At 69.2% G+C, this 17391-nt stretch carries 17 protein-coding genes and 1 pseudogene; 12 read left to right on the top strand and 6 right to left on the bottom strand.

Going from position 1 to position 17391, the window contains the following annotated elements; all coding sequences use genetic code 11:
- Positions 1-57: 57 nt before the first annotated feature.
- Positions 58-1713 carry a serine hydrolase gene (locus tag E1294_RS04845; RefSeq protein WP_132504867.1) on the bottom strand — a complete coding sequence of 552 codons (1656 nt, stop codon included), beginning with the start codon at positions 1711-1713 and terminating at the stop codon, positions 58-60.
- A gap of 200 nt (positions 1714-1913) precedes the next feature.
- Between E1294_RS04845 and E1294_RS04840 the strand changes: the two genes are divergently transcribed.
- Positions 1914-2849, top strand: a complete 936-nt coding sequence (locus tag E1294_RS04840; protein WP_132504945.1) for a helix-turn-helix domain-containing protein — start codon at positions 1914-1916, stop codon at positions 2847-2849.
- A gap of 160 nt (positions 2850-3009) precedes the next feature.
- Here the strand turns inward: E1294_RS04840 and E1294_RS04835 are convergent, their stop codons facing one another.
- The 3 genes and pseudogenes from E1294_RS04835 to E1294_RS57930 all read right to left on the bottom strand — a co-directional run bounded on the left by E1294_RS04835 (position 3010) and on the right by E1294_RS57930 (position 4749).
- Positions 3010-3147 (bottom strand): hypothetical protein, encoded by a 138-nt coding sequence (locus E1294_RS04835; RefSeq protein ID WP_181958453.1) that lies wholly within the window; start codon positions 3145-3147, stop codon positions 3010-3012.
- Positions 3148-3226: 79 nt separating this feature from the next.
- Positions 3227-3445 (bottom strand): annotated as a pseudogene (locus E1294_RS55470) (GntR family transcriptional regulator); the annotation flags it as partial.
- A 269-nt stretch (positions 3446-3714) separates the two neighbouring features.
- Complete coding sequence (locus E1294_RS57930) at positions 3715-4749, bottom strand: CPBP family intramembrane glutamic endopeptidase (protein ID WP_132504865.1); 1035 nt, start codon at positions 4747-4749, stop codon at positions 3715-3717.
- Between E1294_RS57930 and E1294_RS04820 the strand changes: the two genes are divergently transcribed.
- The 3 genes from E1294_RS04820 (at position 4705) to E1294_RS04810 (ending at position 7569) form a co-directional block, all read left to right on the top strand.
- On the top strand, positions 4705-5202 hold the full coding sequence (locus tag E1294_RS04820; protein ID WP_132504863.1) for a class I SAM-dependent methyltransferase: 498 nt from the start codon (positions 4705-4707) through the stop codon (positions 5200-5202). The genes E1294_RS57930 and E1294_RS04820 overlap by 45 nt on opposite strands.
- Positions 5203-5338: 136 nt before the next feature.
- Complete coding sequence (locus tag E1294_RS04815; RefSeq protein ID WP_132504861.1) at positions 5339-6859, top strand: N-acyl homoserine lactonase family protein; 1521 nt, start codon at positions 5339-5341, stop codon at positions 6857-6859.
- Positions 6856-7569 (top strand): TetR/AcrR family transcriptional regulator, encoded by a 714-nt coding sequence (locus E1294_RS04810; protein WP_220447554.1) that lies wholly within the window; start codon positions 6856-6858, stop codon positions 7567-7569. The genes E1294_RS04815 and E1294_RS04810 overlap by 4 nt, the downstream gene beginning before the upstream one ends.
- Here the strand turns inward: E1294_RS04810 and E1294_RS04805 are convergent.
- Positions 7554-9941: an ATP-binding cassette domain-containing protein gene (locus tag E1294_RS04805; RefSeq protein WP_132504941.1), complete on the bottom strand. Its 2388-nt coding sequence runs from the start codon at positions 9939-9941 to the stop codon at positions 7554-7556. The genes E1294_RS04810 and E1294_RS04805 overlap by 16 nt on opposite strands.
- Positions 9942-10340: 399 nt before the next feature.
- Here E1294_RS04805 and E1294_RS52420 point away from each other — a divergent pair, with 399 nt between their 5' ends.
- The 7 genes from E1294_RS52420 to E1294_RS04770 all read left to right on the top strand — a co-directional run bounded on the left by E1294_RS52420 (position 10341) and on the right by E1294_RS04770 (position 15893).
- Complete coding sequence (locus tag E1294_RS52420) at positions 10341-10535, top strand: DoxX family protein (RefSeq protein WP_165977088.1); 195 nt, start codon at positions 10341-10343, stop codon at positions 10533-10535.
- Positions 10536-10785: 250 nt separating this feature from the next.
- Positions 10786-11220 (top strand): ester cyclase, encoded by a 435-nt coding sequence (locus tag E1294_RS04795; RefSeq protein WP_132504857.1) that lies wholly within the window; start codon positions 10786-10788, stop codon positions 11218-11220.
- Positions 11221-11392: 172 nt separating this feature from the next.
- Positions 11393-12382 carry a hypothetical protein gene (locus tag E1294_RS04790; RefSeq protein ID WP_246082821.1) on the top strand — a complete coding sequence of 330 codons (990 nt, stop codon included), beginning with the start codon at positions 11393-11395 and terminating at the stop codon, positions 12380-12382.
- A gap of 116 nt (positions 12383-12498) precedes the next feature.
- Entirely contained in the window at positions 12499-13077 is a 579-nt protein-coding gene (locus E1294_RS04785; RefSeq protein ID WP_132504853.1) for a TetR family transcriptional regulator, read from the top strand.
- 130 nt (positions 13078-13207) lie between these two features.
- Positions 13208-14281, top strand: a complete 1074-nt coding sequence (locus E1294_RS04780) for a TetR/AcrR family transcriptional regulator (protein ID WP_132504851.1) — start codon at positions 13208-13210, stop codon at positions 14279-14281.
- Positions 14282-14394: 113 nt separating this feature from the next.
- Positions 14395-14733, top strand: coding sequence for a YciI family protein (locus E1294_RS04775; RefSeq protein WP_132504849.1), 339 nt, complete (start codon positions 14395-14397; stop codon positions 14731-14733).
- 2 nt (positions 14734-14735) lie between these two features.
- Positions 14736-15893, top strand: a complete 1158-nt coding sequence (locus E1294_RS04770) for an RNA polymerase sigma factor (RefSeq protein ID WP_165977087.1) — start codon at positions 14736-14738, stop codon at positions 15891-15893.
- Positions 15894-16109: 216 nt separating this feature from the next.
- Here the strand turns inward: E1294_RS04770 and E1294_RS04765 are convergent, their stop codons facing one another.
- Positions 16110-16856: a phosphotransferase family protein gene (locus tag E1294_RS04765; protein ID WP_246082815.1), complete on the bottom strand. Its 747-nt coding sequence runs from the start codon at positions 16854-16856 to the stop codon at positions 16110-16112.
- Between the two features lie 145 nt (positions 16857-17001).
- Here E1294_RS04765 and E1294_RS52415 point away from each other — a divergent pair, with 145 nt between their 5' ends.
- Positions 17002-17172, top strand: coding sequence for a hypothetical protein (locus E1294_RS52415; protein ID WP_165977086.1), 171 nt, complete (start codon positions 17002-17004; stop codon positions 17170-17172).
- Positions 17173-17391: the final 219 nt, after the last annotated feature.

Below are 17391 nucleotides of genomic sequence, written 5' to 3'. Positions count from 1 at the left end.
GCCTTCGCGGTTACGGCTCCGGCGGCGTTGGTCACCGTCCGGCTGTGCGAGGAGCGGCTATTTCGTCGGGAGGCCGACCGCGTTGGCCGCGTCGGCCTCGAAGTAGTCCGTCGTGGCGAAGGCACCGGTGTGGTCCTCGAGGAAGTTCCTGACGTCGTCGATCGAGTCATGAATGATGACGTTCACCGCCTTGGTCCCGTCGGTGCTCGCCACCGCCAGCGTCCACCTGGCGCCCTGGGGAAGCCTGCCGTACGCCTGCTTCAAGGAATCCCAGAAACCGTCGCTGTCGGAAACCGTGGAAACAGCCATGACGGGCATCGTGCCACCCTCCTGACGCACTCTCGGATTCACTCGGCAATTGGTGTGAAGATATTGTGCGGCGCCATTCTGGAAGTCGTAGATCGCGACGGTCTGAGGGTCCTCCAGCGGATCGTCCGAAGACATCAGGAAGTGGGTCTCGCTGATCTGGAGCAGCTCGTAGTCGAGCTGTTCCGGCCTGTCGAGGAGTTGCGCCTCCATGGGGTTCAGGGAGAATTTGAGGTGCAGCTTCCCGTTTTCTGCCGCCACCTCGTAGCGGGCGCCTGGGCGCTCGTAGGAGCCTTCATACCTGGACGGATCGAGCGCCAGGGTGGGGTCGGGCTCCGGCAGGCCGGGGATCGTGACCGCGCCCAGGTCGGCCAGGATCTCGTTGAACACCTTCCGGTAGAAGCTGTCGCGTGGCCCGGCGTTCGCCAGCATCGAGACGGCGATGTTCGATTCCGGCAGGATTCGCAGGCGGGCGCTCTGGCCGACCGTGCTGCCGTCGTGGGCATAGACGGTCTGCCCGTGCCAGTCGCACACGATGAGGCCGAGTGCCCATTCCGGTCCGAACATGTACGGGTCAGGTACGGGGACCCGCGACTCCGCCATTTCGCGGATGATGCCGGGGGAGACGATTCCGGTGCCGTTCGGCGCTTTTCCTTCATTGAGGAAGACGTACGCCAGCGTGAGCAATTCCGAGGCCGTCGTGTTGACGTTGCCTCCGGGGCCGAAGGAGCGTGGCAGGTGACCCAGCGGTGAAAGGACGGGGCCCTCTTCGAGGGATCGGATGAGGTGCCCGGTCGCGGCCCGGTCCTGGCTCACGTGCTCACGCCGGCTGCTCGTCGAGATCAGTCCCAAGGGGTCGAACAGGCGATCCTTCATGATGTCGTCCCACCGCTTGCCGTCGATCACCTCCATGATGCGGGCGAGGATCGCGTAGCCCAGGGCCGCGCTGTAGCCGTGGGTGTGGCCCAGGGGGTGGACCTGGCGTGCGTCGGCGATGTTCCGCACCATGCGCTCGTACACGTCGTCGTCCTCGCCCGGATCTCCGTAGTCCTCCTCGATGCCGTGGGTGTGGTTGAGGAGATGGCGGGGTGTGACCTGGGTGCTGACGTCGGGGTCGGCCACCCGGAAATCAGGAAGGTAGGTCCGCACCGGCTCGTCCAGAGCGACTTTCCCCTCGTCGACGAGCTGCATGAAGGCGAGGGCGGTCCAGGTCTTGGACACGGAGCCGCACTGGTAGACGGTGCCGGACGTCGCGGGATCCCGCGTGAGGACGCTCGTGACGCCGACGGCGAAGTCGGTGGTCTCCCCGCCGTGGAGGACGCCGATCGCGGCGCTCGGGATCCGGTATTCCGCCAGCAGCCCGGCGACGCGAGCTCGGATCCGGGTCACGTCCAACGCTTGTGCCATAAGGGGTTCCTCGTCATTCCTGAGTTTTTCAAAGCAGGGAAAGGCTACGTTGCCTTTCAAAACTCGTCAACGAATGTTTGGGGTTTTTGCGTGGATCGTTGCAACAGAATTGCCGGTGAATGCAATCCGGACCGGCCAGTTGTTGCAATGTACTGTTGGTGAACGCACCCGTGGACCCGAACCGGCAGGAGGACGAGCCGATGCCCGGAGGCAGGCTGAGCCACGAGGATCGCAGGCAGATCGCGATCTGGATGGTCGAAGGGCTGGGATACGCCGAGATCGCCAGGCGGCTGGGCAGGCCGACGTCCACGATCAGCCGCGAAGTGGCACGCAACAGCGCGCCCGGCGGCTACCTGGCCGACCGAGCCCAGCAGGCCGCCGGGCAGCGCGCCCGCCGCCGCAGAACGGTTCAGGCCGCGGAGCCGCCGGCGGAGCCCGTGCCCGGTTTCGTGGAGCGGTTGGCGACGCTGTTGGCCGGGACCGGCCTTCCCCGGATGCCCGCTCGCGTGTTCGTCTGCCTGCTCACCTCCGAGCCCGGCAGCCTGACGTCCGCCGAGCTCGTACGCCGGCTACAGGTCAGCCCGGCGTCGGTGTCGAAGGCCATCGGCTATCTCGAGGCGATGGAGCTGGTCAAACGCGCGCAGGATTCCGGCCGCCGCGAGCGGTACGTCATCGACGACGACGTCTGGCTCCACGCGTTCAGAGCCGACACCGGAGCGCACGCCGAGGTCGCGGCGGCCGCACGGCACGGGAGCGAGATCTTCGGCGCCGGCTCGCGCGTCGGCGCCCGGCTGGGCGAGATGGCGCAGTTCTTCACCTGGATCAGCGAGCAGATGAACGGCAGCGGCCCCACCGGCGCCGTCGTGCGCGACGCGCTGACGGTGCTGGCCGCACTGGTGTACGCCGCTCGGCCGCTCACCGCGGACGACCTCGCCACGGCCCTGGACTGGCCCGTCCAGCGGGCAGCCGACGCCCTGGACACGATCGGCCGACGTCCGGTCCTCTCCGACCCGTTCGCTGTGGAGCAGCGCGGGCGCGGCGCGTACGCCATCGCCCCGAGGCCGGACCGCCTGAGCTCCGCGCAACGCGACGCGCTGATCGCCCGTCCGCGCCCGGCCCGAGGGACCCGAAAATGACGAAGCCCCGTCCGGGGGCGCGGGAGTGTCCAATTAACGGATCTAACGATCAAGGAGAAGCGTCTGATGACGGAGACCGCCGTGGAGCCAGAGGACCGTGACGAGGTCGTCGAAGAGGATCTATGCCGGTATGGAGACGGCGGCGATGCCGGGTGCTCGGCTACGAGCAGGTCTTCGTCTTCACCGAGCAGAGCTTGACCTCGGGGTAGCGTGCCGAGGGCTTGTTCAGGGAAGGCTGGGGTTTGTCGCGCAGGTGCTGGTCGAAGAAGGCTCGGGTGTAGGCGCGGGTGATCTCCACCGCGCCGCAGGTCCTGACGCAACGGGCCGTACGCGGCGGCAAGCGTGGCGTCGGCCAGCGTCACCGTCACGAACGTCCCGGCACCCGGACGGGCGGTGACCAGTCCAGCGTGTTCCAGCTCCCGGTAGGCCTTGAGCACGGTGTTGGGATTGATCGTCACCTGGGCCACCACGTCCCTGACCGTAGGAAGCCGATCCCCCTCACGCAGCAAACCCAGCCGCAGCGCCCGCCGTACCTGCTGGACCAGCTGCAGGTACGGCGAGACGCCCGACCTGTCATCCAGATGGAACTCGATCACCACTTGCTCTATTCATCTAATGTCATAAGACAAGGATTGAAAGACCGTGGCGGGCCGGCAAGTGGAGGATCACTGACATCACCCGCCGGTTTCTGTCCCAGGGCGCCACCGGCTGCGTGCGCGGCCCGGCGCTTTCGCAGGGCTCCTGCGACCGTCCAAGACGGCGGATCCGGGGAGCAGTTGTACTGGACTGGAGATGGCCCGGTTTGTGGACACCTGATCTCTGGGAACCCCGGTTCCCGAGAGAAGGAGTCTGCTGTGCCGAACAACTATCCGCCGGAGTTTCGCCGGCAGACGGTGGAGCTGGTGCGCGCGGGACGGACGCCGGAGGAGCTGGCCAAGGAGTTCCAGCCCTCCGCGCAGTCGATCCGTACCTGGGTGCGCCAGGCCGACCTCGATGAGGGCCGCCAGGACGGGCTGACCAGCGCCGAGAAGGGAGAGCTGGGCGCCTGCGGCGTGGCCCGTCGGCACGGGCCCGGCGCGAGGTCGAGCTGACCCAGAAGATTTAGCGGCATCACCAGGCTTCGGACGAGATCTACGGGGGACAACTTCAGATCGGTGCGGGCTGCCGTACTGGAAGGAGCTTCGAGCAGGGCGGCCGCAAGCAAGCCCAGGACAGCCCAGCCAGCGACGCCGGTAGGGCCGGCGATCGCGAAGTTCGGCGGCGTGGTGGCGTCGCCGAGCATAAGGAACGTTGGGACGGTGGCGTTGAACGCGGCGTGCGCTACGACGGCGGGCCAGATGCTGCCCGTGCGCAGCCGCAGCCAGCCTATGACCAGGCCGAATGTCACGCAGAAGCCAATGAAGACCAGCGCGGCCCAAGCGCCCAGGTTCGGATAGTTGTAGCCGAGCAGGGTCAGGGGCGCATGCCACAGTCCCCAGATCAGGCCGGAGATCAGCAGTCCGCGGCTCACTCCGGCCTCGCTGCTCAGCCAGGGCACCAGCCAGCCTCGCCAGCCCCACTCCTCGCCGAAGGCGGGGATCATGGTGACTACGGTGCAGAGGGTGAACCCGGTGACGACCTGGCTGACCCAGGCGGTCTGCAGATCGCCTCCCTGCACGCCCATCGTGTCGCGATAGAGGCTGAGGCCGGACAGGTCCAGCGTGACCAGACCGAGTGCGACGCTGAGGGCGAGGGTGAGGGCGGCGAACGCGGGCACGCTGATCCAGGCGACTGCGGCAAGGCTGAATGTGCGGGCCTTGCTCGGGCCGAGTCCGAGACCGGTCTGTGCGGCCAGTTCGGCGGGGGCCGTGCGGAAATGCTCGCCCTGGCCCGGGCCAAGACGCCGGACGGCACGTTCCACCAGGCGGACCTGCACGACCTTCCGGTCGAGTCCGCGAGCTTCGACCTGGTGGTCTGTGCGCTGGCGCTGACCCACCAGCCGGCCCTCGGACCGGCGCTGAGCGAGCTCGCCCGGGTGAGCCGGCCCGGCGGCCACATCGTGTTGTCAGACATCCATGTTCTCTCGCTCTACCTGGGCGGCGTGGTCACGGTGGGAGGGCCGGACGGCGGCATCCGGGCGATGCCGGCCAGCCGCTTCCTCGCCGGCGACTACATCGCCGCCATCCATGAGGCGGGGCTGGAGATCGTGACCTGCCGCGAACCCAGGTGGGGCGAGCTGCCCGGTGGGCACGGCGGCCCGCTCGCCCAGCAGTGGTGCCCCGAGGCGGCCGAGGCCGCCTACCACGACACCCCTGCCCTGATCATCTGGCATCTCCGCCGCCCTCAACGGGAACGGGTCGTTTCTGAGGGCTGAGGCCACGGTTCCGGGACGATTCCCAAGCGGTCATTCCCAGCCGAGCGCCCCTGGGGGAGGGGGTGAGGGGCGGGGTGATCCCGGCCGGCCTATTATGTAAACGCATCCGTATGCGTTTACGAAATGGAGTGGCCGGATGATAAAGGTTCTCGGCAAGATCGGATTACTCGTTTCCGCCCTCACGGTCGCCGCGGCGTGGCTGGTGGTCCTGCGGTTGAAAAGCGTGCCGGTGCCGCTGCTGGTGGTCTATGGGCTGCTGCTGGCCGGATCGGTGGCCGGGCTGCTGTGGCCCGGGTTGTTCGGCCGGCGGTCCACGCGGCGCCGGGTGCTGGCGTTCGTCGGGGTCCCGGCCGGTCTGGGCACGCTGGGGCTCTATCTCGCGGTCGTCTACTACGTCACCGATCTGCCGGTGCTGCTGGCCCTCGCCGCTGCGGGCTGCCTGGGATGGGCGGCGGCCGCCCTCCTGCGCGGACGCCGCAGGGCAGGCGGTTCGGACACCCGGCAGACCCGACGCGCCTTCCTGCTGGGCGGTGCCGGGCTGGTGCTGGGCGTGCTGAGCGGGTGGTCGGTCAGCCGGGTGGAACGGCAGCGCCGCGAGATGCTGGCCCGGCGCGAGCACCAGCGGCAGGCGGCCGTACGCGCTCCGGGCGCGCGGCGGCGGGTCGCTGACGGCGCCCTGCGGGTGTTCCCGATCCACACCGGCGACACCATCGTCACCTACGGCCAGTTCTACGGCGGCCTGGACGGCTGGGAGGGGTTGAACGGCTACGTGCGCACCCTGGTGAACAAGGCGCAGATCGTGGTGCCGGTCTACGCCTACCTCATCGACCACCCCCGGCACGGACTCCTGCTGGTCGACACCGGCGTCAACAGGGAGCAGGCACACGATCACGACGGGTACTACGACATGACCTCGCGCCTGCTGAGCGAGCGCGACGAGTATCAGATGACCTCCCAGCAGGACCTGCGGGTCCGCCTGGCCCGGCTAGGCTACGACGCCAAGGAGGTCTCCACCGTGTTCCTCACCCACGTCCACGACGACCACGCCGGAGGGCTGCGCTACCTGCCTCAGGCGACGGTGGTGATGGACCGCCGCGACTGGGACCACGGCGTGCTCTATCCCTACTCCTTCGACCTCGTCAGGGAGAACCTCTCCTTCCCGGCCTTCGACTCCGGCGCTTTCGGCGCCTTCCCGGCCGGCCAGGACCACTTCGGCGACGGAAGCATCGTCCTGCTGCCCACTCCCGGCCACTCGCCCGGCCACATGTGCGTGTTGCTGCGCATGGACGAAGGCGGCGTTCTGTTCATGGGCGACACCCTCTACACGCTGCCCCACCTGGCCGTCGACCAGGTCCGCCAGATGACCATCGGCGGGGCCGACACGATCCACCAGATCGAGGCGGCCCGGCGCATCCAGAACCTGCTGGCCTCCGACGCCGGCGTCGTGCCGCTGTTCGCCCATGACAACACCCGCTACCAGTCCGAGCGGGTCTTGTCCGCGTTCGCCCATGGGACGCCGGGCAAGGAGGGGCTGCGGGAGTTGCGCGCGCACATGGAGGCCGTCCTCACCCCCGGCTGGCGGCTGCGGCCCGGGCACACTCCCCACTTCGTCCCGGCGGCGTCCGGCACGGGCTGGGGGCGGGTGGAGTTCCGGTGACCTCTGAGCGGCGCACCCGGGGCAGACCACGCGACCCCGAGGCGGACGAGGCGATCATGAAGGCGGCGCTGGAGCTGTTCGTGGAGCGCGGCCTGGAAGGCGCGAACTTCGAGCAGATCGCCAAGCGCGCCGGGGTGGCCAAGGTGACCGTCTACCGGCGCTGGTCGTCGAAGGAGGAGCTGCTCACCCAGGCGATCGAGCGGGCCCGCACACTCGTCCCCGAGGCCGACATCTGGGCCAACGACGCCGCGCGGCCGGCCGGCGAACAGCTCGTGGACTCCTGGGTGCGCACCTTCGGCGACGCCCGCTTCCGGGCGATCCTCGCCCAGCTCATCGGCTCCAGCGTCACCCGGCCGTCGCTCCTGGCCACCTACCGCGAACAGTACATCGAGCCGCGCCGCCGGCTGATCCACGCCGCGCTCGACCGTGCCCGCCGCGATGGCGGGCTGGACGCCGAAGCCAAGATCGACGACAAGACCGACACCGTGGTCGACACAGAGATCGACACTGTGATCGACATGGTCGTGGGCGCGGCCATGTACCGCATGCTCATCGACCCGGACACACCAGCCCATCCCGCCGCCGCACGCCGGTACCTGGAAGAGGTGCTCCGCCAGGCCGACCGGCTGCTGCGGCTCCCCGACGCGCCTCATCGACGGGACGAGGGACCAGAACCCGGCGTCCGGCGGAGCGGTCATGCGCCGACGTAGGCCGCGAGGTGTTCGCCGGTGAGGGTGGAACGGGCGGCGACGAGGCCGGCGGGGGTGCCCTCGAAGACGATCCGCCCACCGTCGTGCCCGGCGCCGGAGCCGAGGTCGATGACCCAGTCGGCGTGCGCCATGACCGCCTGGTGGTGCTCGATGACGATGACCGACTTGCCGGCGTCGACGAGCCGGTCGAGCAGGGCGAGCAGCTGCTCGACGTCGGCGAGGTGCAGGCCGGTGGTGGGCTCGTCCAGGACGTAGACGCCGCCCTTGTCGGCCATGTGGGTGGCCAGCTTCAGCCGCTGGCGCTCGCCGCCGGACAGCGTGGTGAGCGGCTGGCCGAGGCTGAGGTAGCCGAGCCCGACGTCGGCGAGCCGGCCGAGGATGGTGTGCGCGGCGGGCGTACGGGCCTCACCGGCGCCGAAGAACTCCTCGGCCTCGGTCACCGACATCGCCAGCACCTCGCTGATGTCGCGCCCGCCGAGGCGGTATTCCAGCACCGACCCGTCGAACCGCCTGCCCTCGCACTCCTCGCACGTGGTGGTGACGCCGGACATCATCCCCAGGTCGGTGTAGATGACGCCGGCGCCGTTGCAGTTGGGGCAGGCGCCCTCGGAGTTGGCGCTGAACAGCGCCGGCTTGACGCCGTTGGCCTTGGCGAACGCCTTGCGGATCGGGTCGAGCAGCCCGGTGTACGTCGCCGGGTTGCTGCGCCGCGAGCCGCGGATGGGCGCCTGGTCGACCGACACGACGCCCGCGGAGGCGGGGATGGAGCCGTGGATCAGCGAGCTCTTGCCGGAGCCGGCGACGCCGGTGACCACGCAGAGGACGCCGAGCGGGATGTCGACGTCGACGTCCTGCAGGTTGTGGCGGTCCGCGCCGCGGATCTCCAGCTTGCCCTTCGGCGTGCGTACCGACGTCTTCAGCTCGGCGCGGTCGTCGAGGTGGCGGCCGGTGATGGTGTCGCCGGCCCGTAGCCCTTCGACGCTGCCCTCGTAGCAGATGGTGCCGCCCGCCGTGCCGGCGCCGGGGCCGAGGTCGACGACGTGCTCGGCGATCGCGATCGTCTCCGGCTTGTGCTCGACGACGAGCACGGTGTTGCCCTTGTCCCGCAGCCGCAGCAGCAGGTTGTTCATCCGCTGGATGTCGTGGGGGTGCAGGCCGATCGTGGGCTCGTCGAAGACGTAGGTGACGTCGGTGAGCGGGGACCCGAGGTGGCGGATCATCTTGGTGCGCTGCGCCTCGCCGCCCGACAGCGTGCCCGCCGGCCGCTCGAGCGAGAGGTAGCCCAGCCCGATCTCCACGAAGGACTCGAGGGTGTGCAGCAGCTTGGCCAGCAGCGGCGCGACCGACGGCTCGTCGAGGCCGCGGATCCACTCGGCCAGGTCGCTGATCTGCATCGCGCAGGCTTCCGCGATGTTGATGCCCTTGACCCGCGAGGAGCGGGCCTCCTCGCTGAGCCGGGTGCCGTCGCACTCGGGGCAGGTGGTGAAGGTGACCGCACGATCCACGAACGCCCGGATGTGCGGTTGCATGGCCTCCCTGTCCTTGGACAGGAACGACTTCTGGATCTTCGGGATCAGGCCCTCGTAGGTCAGGTTGACCCCCTCGACCTTGACCTTGACCGGCTCCTTGTACAGGAAGTCCTGCATTTCCTCCTTGGTGTACTCGCGGATCGGCTTGTCAGGGTCGACGAAGCCGGACTCGGCGTAGACGCGTACCGTCCAGAGGCTGTCGGACTTCCACCCCGGGATGGTGAACGCGCCCTCGGAAAGCGACTTGGAGTCGTCGTAGAGCTGGGTGAGATCGAGGTCGGTGACCGTGCCCCGGCCTTCGCAACGCCCGCACATGCCGCCGATCCGTGTGTACGTCGCCTTCTGGGCCTTGCGGTTGTTGCCCCGTTCGACCGTGATCGCGCCGCTCGCCCTGACCGTGGGGACGTTGAAGGAGAAGGCCTGGGGCGAGCCGATGTGCGGCTCGCCGATCCGGCTGTAGAGGATGCGCAACATCGCGTGTGCGTCGGTGGCGGTGCCGACGGTGGAGCGGGGGTCGGCGCCCATCCGCTGCTGGTCGACGATGATCGCGGTGGTCAGTCCGTCGAGGACGTCGACCTCCGGCCTAGCCAGCGACGGCATGAAGCCCTGGACGAAGGTGCTGTAGGTCTCGTTGATCAGCCGCTGCGACTCCGCGGCGATCGTGCTGAACACCAGCGAGCTCTTGCCCGAGCCGGAGACGCCGGTGAACACCGTCAGCCGGCGCTTCGGGATCTCGACGCTGACGTCCTTCAGGTTGTTGACGCGGGCGCCGTGCACGCGGATCACATCGTGGCTGTCGGCGGTATGCGGCGCAGGCGACTGCGTGTCGTTCCTCGTGGTCATGCTCACCGTGTCTCCGTTCCTTGGGCGGGCCGCCTCTCGCGGCCTTCGGCTGCGTCGCCTGGCTCGATCAGCCTTGAGCGTACGCGTGGTCGTCCTGCGCTTCCGCCACGCGGCCCGGGGGAGCGGAAGGCGTAAGGGACGAAGCCAGCGTGAAGGGTGAGGCCCATGACGGTCACGTTAGGCGAGGGCCGGGGCCGGCGCTTCTCGATTCCTGACCGGTCTGCGACCGACCCCGTGACCACCGGCGCTCACCCGGACCCGCTCCCCGTTCGGACCGTCATGGTCCGGGCGCCTGTCCCCTCGACGGCTGCTCATTCGTCTCCTCGACATGAGCGACAACCTTTCCGTCCCGCGAGAGCGGCGCGGCCGTACCGGATCCCGGCCCTCATCTCGTGGATCGTGCAGGTCTTCGTGGCCGTCATGTTCACCATGTCCGGCCTGGTGAAGACCGGCCAGCCGAGGGACAAGCTGGTCGTCTCATATCCGTGGATCCGCGATTTCTGCCCGGCGTCGGTGCGGTTCGTCAGCGCGCTGGAGGTGCTCGGCGCGATCGGGCTGATCGTGCCGGCGGCCACGGAATCGCACCCGTCCTGACTCCGGTCGCCGGGAATCAAGATGGCGGGAGCGGGGGCCCTGCACATCCGCCGCGGGGAGCCGTCCGGATTGCCGGCTCCCGGGATCCTGTTCGTGCTCGTCGCCTGGGGACGGTTCGGCCCCTGCAGCTGGTGACCGGCACCAGCGCCTCGTTCAGGTCAACGCTCGCCTGATCGGCCACATCTCGCTGCGAACGGCGGCGAACGGTGGCGAACACCAGAAATTACTCATCGACCCGAGGAGGGATCGTATGTCAGCAACCGAGGTGACACGGAACAAGGCAACGCTCCGGCGCTTTCATGACGCCTTCAGCACCGGCGATGCGGAGATCATCGCCAAGACGATCGACGAGGTGGTCGATCCGGACGCGCAGATCCACACCCCGCTGCCGCTGGAGACGAAGGGGAAGCAGGCGATAAAGGATGTGCTCGCCGTGCTTCACCGGGGCTTCCCCGACCTGCGCATCGAGATCGAGGACGTGATCGCCGAGGGGGACAGGGTCGTCAGCAGGAACACGGTGACCGGCACGCACCGGGGTGAATACATGGGGCTGGCGCCGACGGGCAAGTCCGTCACGTACAAGGAGATCATCATCGCCCGCTTCGCCGACGGCCGGGTCGCTGAGACCTGGGCGGTCGTCGACGTCCTCTCGCAGATGCGGCAGCTCGGCGCCATTCCGTCCTAGCGACGGCGTACTCCGGCGTCCGGCTCGGCAGCGTGCCGGACGCCGGAGCGGGGATCGTGTGGTCACCCCGCGCCAGACCTGACGAGGCGTGAACACACTCCTCATCGCCGCGGCTCAGCGTTACTGTTCGAGAATGGCCTCAACCTGTCGACCGTCTGGCGCGTTGGCGTTCGTGGCGGCTGCCGCACTCGCCGGGACCACCGTCCCGGCATCGGGCGTGCAGGCGCACGAAGGGCCCGCGGGCACGACCGATCGAGTCCTCAGGGTCTACACCAACAACATCGAGAACCTGGTCAGAAACAACGCCGACGGCTCGTGCACCCGGATCTCAGGCCCGGACCACCTCACCTCGATGCTGGTCGACGCCAGCGGCAGGACGGGCACCTCCGGCGTGCGGGCTCCGGACCTTCTGATCGTGCAACAGGTCCGCGGCACGGGACAGGCCACGGCGTACGCCGACCAGCTCGCAGCCAAGTTCGGCTACCCGGCGGGCACGTACAAAGCGATCGTGACCTGGGACGACCCCGAGCCGTGGGGCGGCTCGCACCACTGCAGTCAGCAGTCGCTGGGCGACCTGAAGAAGAAGCAGACCAACGGGATCGTCTACAACACCAGGACGCTGAGCCTGGCGGCGGGCGACATCTCGAAATACTGGAGCGCTGGCTGGCTGAAGTTCGGCACCCCGTACACCGGCGGAGCCGGGTGCACGCTGTACAAGCCTCCCAGCAACGACGACGGCGCGGCCAACGCGTACAAGTGGAAGCGCACGAGCGCCATCGCGGCGAGATTCGCGATCAACAGGACAGGGACGTCGGTCTTCGCCGCGGCCATGCACCTTCCGGAGCAGAACGGAGCGAATGCCTGCTCGGGTGCGGGCTCCACCGGCATCGCGAACTCCGGCATCCATGTCGGTGTGGACGCCACGCGCCTGATGAACGCCTCAACCATCCGAGTGATCGGCATCGACGCGAACCGCACCGACATCGCCTCCTCGACACTGAGCGGCTTCGGCATGACCGGCTACGGAGCGCGATCGACCATGGACTCCCGTAAGATCGACTACCTGTTCGTCAAGGGCGCCGTGCAGCCGTCGAGCATCGATCACACGGTGAGCGGTACGAAGTCCAACCATCTGGCGTTGTACGGGTTCATCACCTACTGAGCCGGCACTGGAGCAAGCGAGGCAAGGTTCCCCCTGGCACGCGCCGTGGCCTCCGATGCCCGGCGGGGCTGCCGATGAAAGTGAGCCGTCAAATAAGGGTGGAGTACAGTGCGGGCATGGGCAACGGCGGGCTACGCGAACGCAAGAAGGCCAGGACCAGGGAGGCGATCCTGCGGGAAGCCTTCAGGCTCTTCCGCGAGCGTGGCTACAACGCCACCACCATCGATCACATCGCCGAGGCCGCCGAGGTCTCGCCTGCTACCTTCTTCCGTTATTTCCCGACGAAGGAGGATCTGGTCACGCTCGATCGGTTCCCGCCCCTCATCGAGGCTCTTCAGGTGCAGCCGCCGGGTCCGCCGGTCACCGTGCTGCGCGGCGCGTTCCGTACGGCGTTCGACTCGATGACGGCCGAGGAGATCGCGGCGGGGCACGCGCGGGAGGTGTTCGCGGCGACCGTGCCCGAGCTGGTGGCCGCCAACCTGCGCAAGAGCCCCGGTCTGCTGGGGGAGACGTCCGAGATCCTGGCGGTCAAGGCGGGATGCGACGCCGGCGACGCCCGGCTGCGCAACGCCATGGGCGCGGTGTTCGGGATCGTGACCCTGATCTGGCTCCAGTGGGCGCACGATCCCGGCATGGACGGGCCCGCCGAGATCGACCGGGCGCTCGCGCACCTGGAGTCGGGTCTGACGTTGTAAGTCGCTCCCGCGTCCGGTAGCGGCAGCAGACCATGGGAGCCCCCTGCATCACGCCAGGGCCGGGTGTCCAGATGGTGAAGCCATCCGGATGTTGTATCTTACGCCGCATGATTCGAGCGGAGGGCTCCCGATGGCCAGGCTGACCCGGGCGCAGCAGCAGGAGCGCACGCGCGCCGCCGTACTGGCCGCGGCGAGGGAGGAGTTCGCCGAGCACGGATACTCCGACGCCAAGGTCGACCGGATCGCGGCGCGGGCCGACCTGACCCGTGGCGCGGTCTACTCGAACTTCCCGAGCAAGCGCGCCCTCTACCTGGCGGTCCTGGTCGGCTCGGTCGAACACGTGGGTGAGGCGTCATCGTCCCCTGCCCTCGACGAGGCGGCGGCCGTCTTCGCCCGGGTGTGGCTCGAACGGCTGCCGTGGTCCGGCGAAACGCCCGCCGGGGGGAGCCTGCAGTCGCGCTCGCTGGACGGCGTCTTCGACGACGAACCAGGCCGTACCGCGATGGCGCAGGTCACCAAGCTGGAAGCCCTCCTGCTCGCACTCTGCCTGGAGTCACGCGCGCCGCGGCGCACGAGGCGGGTGCGCCTGGCCGAGCTCGTCCTCACCCTGCTGAACGGCGCCGGCCACCTCGCGGGCACGGCTCCCGGGTTCGGCGATCCCTTCGACGTGGCCCGGGCCTGCGGGCACCTGGCCCGCCTCGACCTCGCCGACACGTGGGACCCGCCGCACCTGCCCTTCGTCGCCCCCGCTCAGCGCACCCAGGACCCCTGGAATCCGCCCGCGGAGCTGCCGGATCTGCTCACCGGCCGCCCGGCGGGGTTTGACGGCGACGGCGTGATCACGTTCCTCGGGACCGGCCGGCTCGACGCCGCCGAGGAGGCCGTCCGCGCCGCCCGTCCCGGCGACCGGGTCACCGTGGCCGTGACGACGGGCGATCCCGCCGAACTGGGGCGGCTCCTCCGGCTCAGGATCGGTGACCTGGCCGGGTGCCTGCGCCGCGTGTTCGCGCCGGACGACCGGCCCCGCCTTCGCGTCGTCCTCGACGACCGCGCCGCGGTCGCGGCGGCGGCCGCGATCCCCGGGACGGGCGACGCCACCGAATGCGCGGTGCGCGTCGAGGCCGGCACGATCGTCGCCCGAGCCCGCGGGCGCGGCGCCGCGTACGCCGTGGCGTCCGCGACACGTTCGGGCCGGGCGGGATGACGGGGTCGGCGGCCGACGTCGCGCCGTGCTGAAATGAGAAAAATGCGGATGGTGTCCCTTGCGCGGGTGCTCGTTCGTCGTTCGGGTGAAAACTTCTCGCCCCGGAGGTTGTGATGCAGTACGCCCTGATGATCTACGGTGAGCCCGGCTACCTCGAGGCGTTGTCGGATGCGGAACGGGAGGCGGCGTACGCGGAGTATTTCGCGTTCGCCGAAGATGAGCGGTGTGTCAGCGGCGCACAGTTGCAGCCCGCGGAGACGGCGACCTGCGTACGGGTGGCCGGTGGCCGGACGCTGATGACCGACGGCCCGTTCGCCGACACCAAGGAGGTGCTCGGTGGCTTCTGCCTGGTCGAGGCCGCCGATCTGGACGAGGCGATCGAGCTGGCGGCGCGTATCCCGGCGGCCAGGTTCGGCGGCAGGGTGGAGGTCAGACCGGTGATGCGATTCTGACCGTGCTGGAGGAGGTGTTCAGGGAGCAGTGGGGCCGGGTGCTGGCCTCGCTGGTCGGGTTTCTGGGTGACTTCGACCGGGCCGAGGAAGCCGCGCAGGAGGCGTTCGCGATCGCGGCGCAACGCTGGCGCACGTCGGGTGCGCCGGACAATCCGGGTGCATGGCTGGTGACGACGGCCCGTAACCGCGCGATCGACCGGATCCGCCGGGAGCGCACCCTGGCCGACAAGCTCCACCTGCTGCCGGCGCCGGAGGCCACCGTGGACGAGTTCGACGACACACTCATCAAGGATGAACGGCTTGAGCTGATCTTCACCTGCTGCCATCCGGCGTTGCCGCTGGAAGGGCAGGTGGCGCTCACGTTACGGACGCTCGGAGGCCTGCAGACCGCCGAGATCGCCAGGGCCTTCCTGGTCTCGGAGGAGACCATGAAGCGCCGCCTGACCCGGGCCAAGAACAAGATCAAGGCGACCGGGATCCCGTTCGCGGTCCCTGGCGCGCATCTGCTGCCCGAACGCGTCGATGCGGTGCTCGCCGTCCTCTATCTGATCTACAACGAGGGCTACCGCGGCCGGGTCGACCTCGGCGCCGAAGCCATCCGTCTGGGACACGTACTCGCCACGCTCATGCCGAGGGAACCGGAGGTCCACGGGCTGCTCGGGCTGATGATGATCCACCACGCCCGGCGGCTGGCCCGGTTCTCCGGCGAGGACCTCGTCCTGCTCGACGATCAGGACCGCTCGCTGTGGGACATGCGCCAGATCGCGGCGGGGCGGGCGGTCCTCGACCGGGCGCTCGCGCTCGGCGGGCGCGGCGCCTACGTCGTCCAGGCCGTGATCGCCTCGCTGCAGGCGTGCGAGCGCATCGACTGGCCGCAGGTCGCCGCGATGTACCGGCGGCTGGCCGACCTGACCGGCTCGCCGGTGGTCGAGCTCAACCACGCCGTGGCCATCGCCCAAGCCGGCGACCCCGCCGCGGCCTTGCACGCCGTCGACCGCCTCGACCTTGACGGTTACCTCTACTTCCACTCCACCCGCGGCGAGCTCCTACGGCGGCTCGGCCGCGACGCCGAAGCCCGGACCGCCTACCGCCGCGCCCTCGACCTCGCCACCTCCACCCCCGAGCAGCGATTCCTGACCCGGAGGCTCCAGCAACTCTGACCGGGGCGGCTCAGATGCCGCCCTCGGCACTCGGGGTGTCTGTAGTTCGGGGTCCGGCACCGAATATCTATCCCTGCAGAGACAGGTACGTATTGACGTACTAAGATCGCGAGCCCGAGGTACGGCGCGCCGCTGATCACCCGCCTGCCGGTCTTCGCGTCAGCCTCTACACCTGGCCACGGGCGCGTGCTCGTGGTCGTCGGGCTCGTGCGGGCCTCACATCCGAGCTCGCAGCACGTCGAACTCGCAGCCCGGCAAGGACGGGTCGAAGCCGTGCTCGACCAGCCAGCGGACCGCCAGCAGGCTTCGCAACGACCACCACGCACGGATCACGTCGAGGTCGACGTGGGTGCCGTAGCCGGCGACGACGTCGCCAAGGTGCTCCTCGTGTCCGAGCGTCAAGATGGCGAGGTCGAACAGGGCATCGCCCTGGGCCGCCTCGGACCAGTCGATCACGCCGGTGATCTCGTCACCGTCGACGAACACGTGGCTGACCTGTAGGTCGCCGTGCATGAACACCGGTGTCCATGGCCGAAGCGCAGCCTCGGCAACCCGGCGGTTCCGCGTGACCAGGTCGGCGGGAAGGACGCCGTTCGTGACGAGCCACGCGCATTCGCCGTCGAGGCGCGATGCGATCTCGTCCAGGCTCCGGCCGGGCCAGGGCGGCAGTGGCGCGTCGTGCAGCAGCCGTGCGGCGGCACCCGCCGCGGCCCACGCCGCCGACGACGCGGTCGACGGCTCACCGAGGCGGCCGAGTGCCGTGCCGGGCAGGGCGGCGAGCGCGAGCACGGGCGGCTTGCGCCACAACACCTCCGGAGTCGGGATCGGCACCATGGCCATCGCCTCGACCTCGACATCGGTGCGCGTCTGATCGACGTCGACTTTCAGGAACACATCACCGACGCGCAGGGTCGCTCGCTCGCTATGGGCAACGACGACCTCAATCCCCTCCATACCGGCCATTATCGGGAGATGATCACCGACGTCACAACGGGTTTATCGCGTGCCACTGCCCGGGTGACCAGGTCCCCCTGGCCGGCGACCTCGTGCACGACTCCGGCCGCCGACGGGCCGGACACCGCCGAACGGCGCGTCGGGACCTCGGCACGTGGATCGTGAAGTCGAGCGGTATGCCGTCCCGGTCCGTGACCTCGGCTTGCCCGAGACCGTCGGTCAGGTGATGTCGCCGATCATCGCTGTCCACGTCCAGGCGTACCGGGCTCTGCACCGGTACCTGTACGCCGACAAGACCGTCAACGTGATCGTCACACCCGGGTAGATCAAACCGCAGTGTCTCCCGCGACCTCTCTACCGCCACCCTGAGCTGCGGCGCCGCGTCGAGCAGAAAACCACCCCACGTCCACGCCGGCCCGAGCCGACTGCGACGAGCTCAGCGGCGTCATCCGCACCTTGGCAAGCCAGCGACGGCGCCCAGGCGGCCATCATCGCCGTCCGCGACATCGGCACCGAGTCGGGTCCTGGGCGACGCCGCCTTGGC

Origin of the sequence: Nonomuraea diastatica (genome assembly GCF_004349015.1) — a bacterium.
In the GTDB taxonomy this organism is placed as follows: Bacteria; Actinomycetota; Actinomycetes; order Streptosporangiales; family Streptosporangiaceae; genus Nonomuraea; species Nonomuraea diastatica.
The sequence above is the reverse complement of the archived record's forward strand: the minus strand, read 5'-3'. Positions and strand labels throughout refer to the sequence as shown.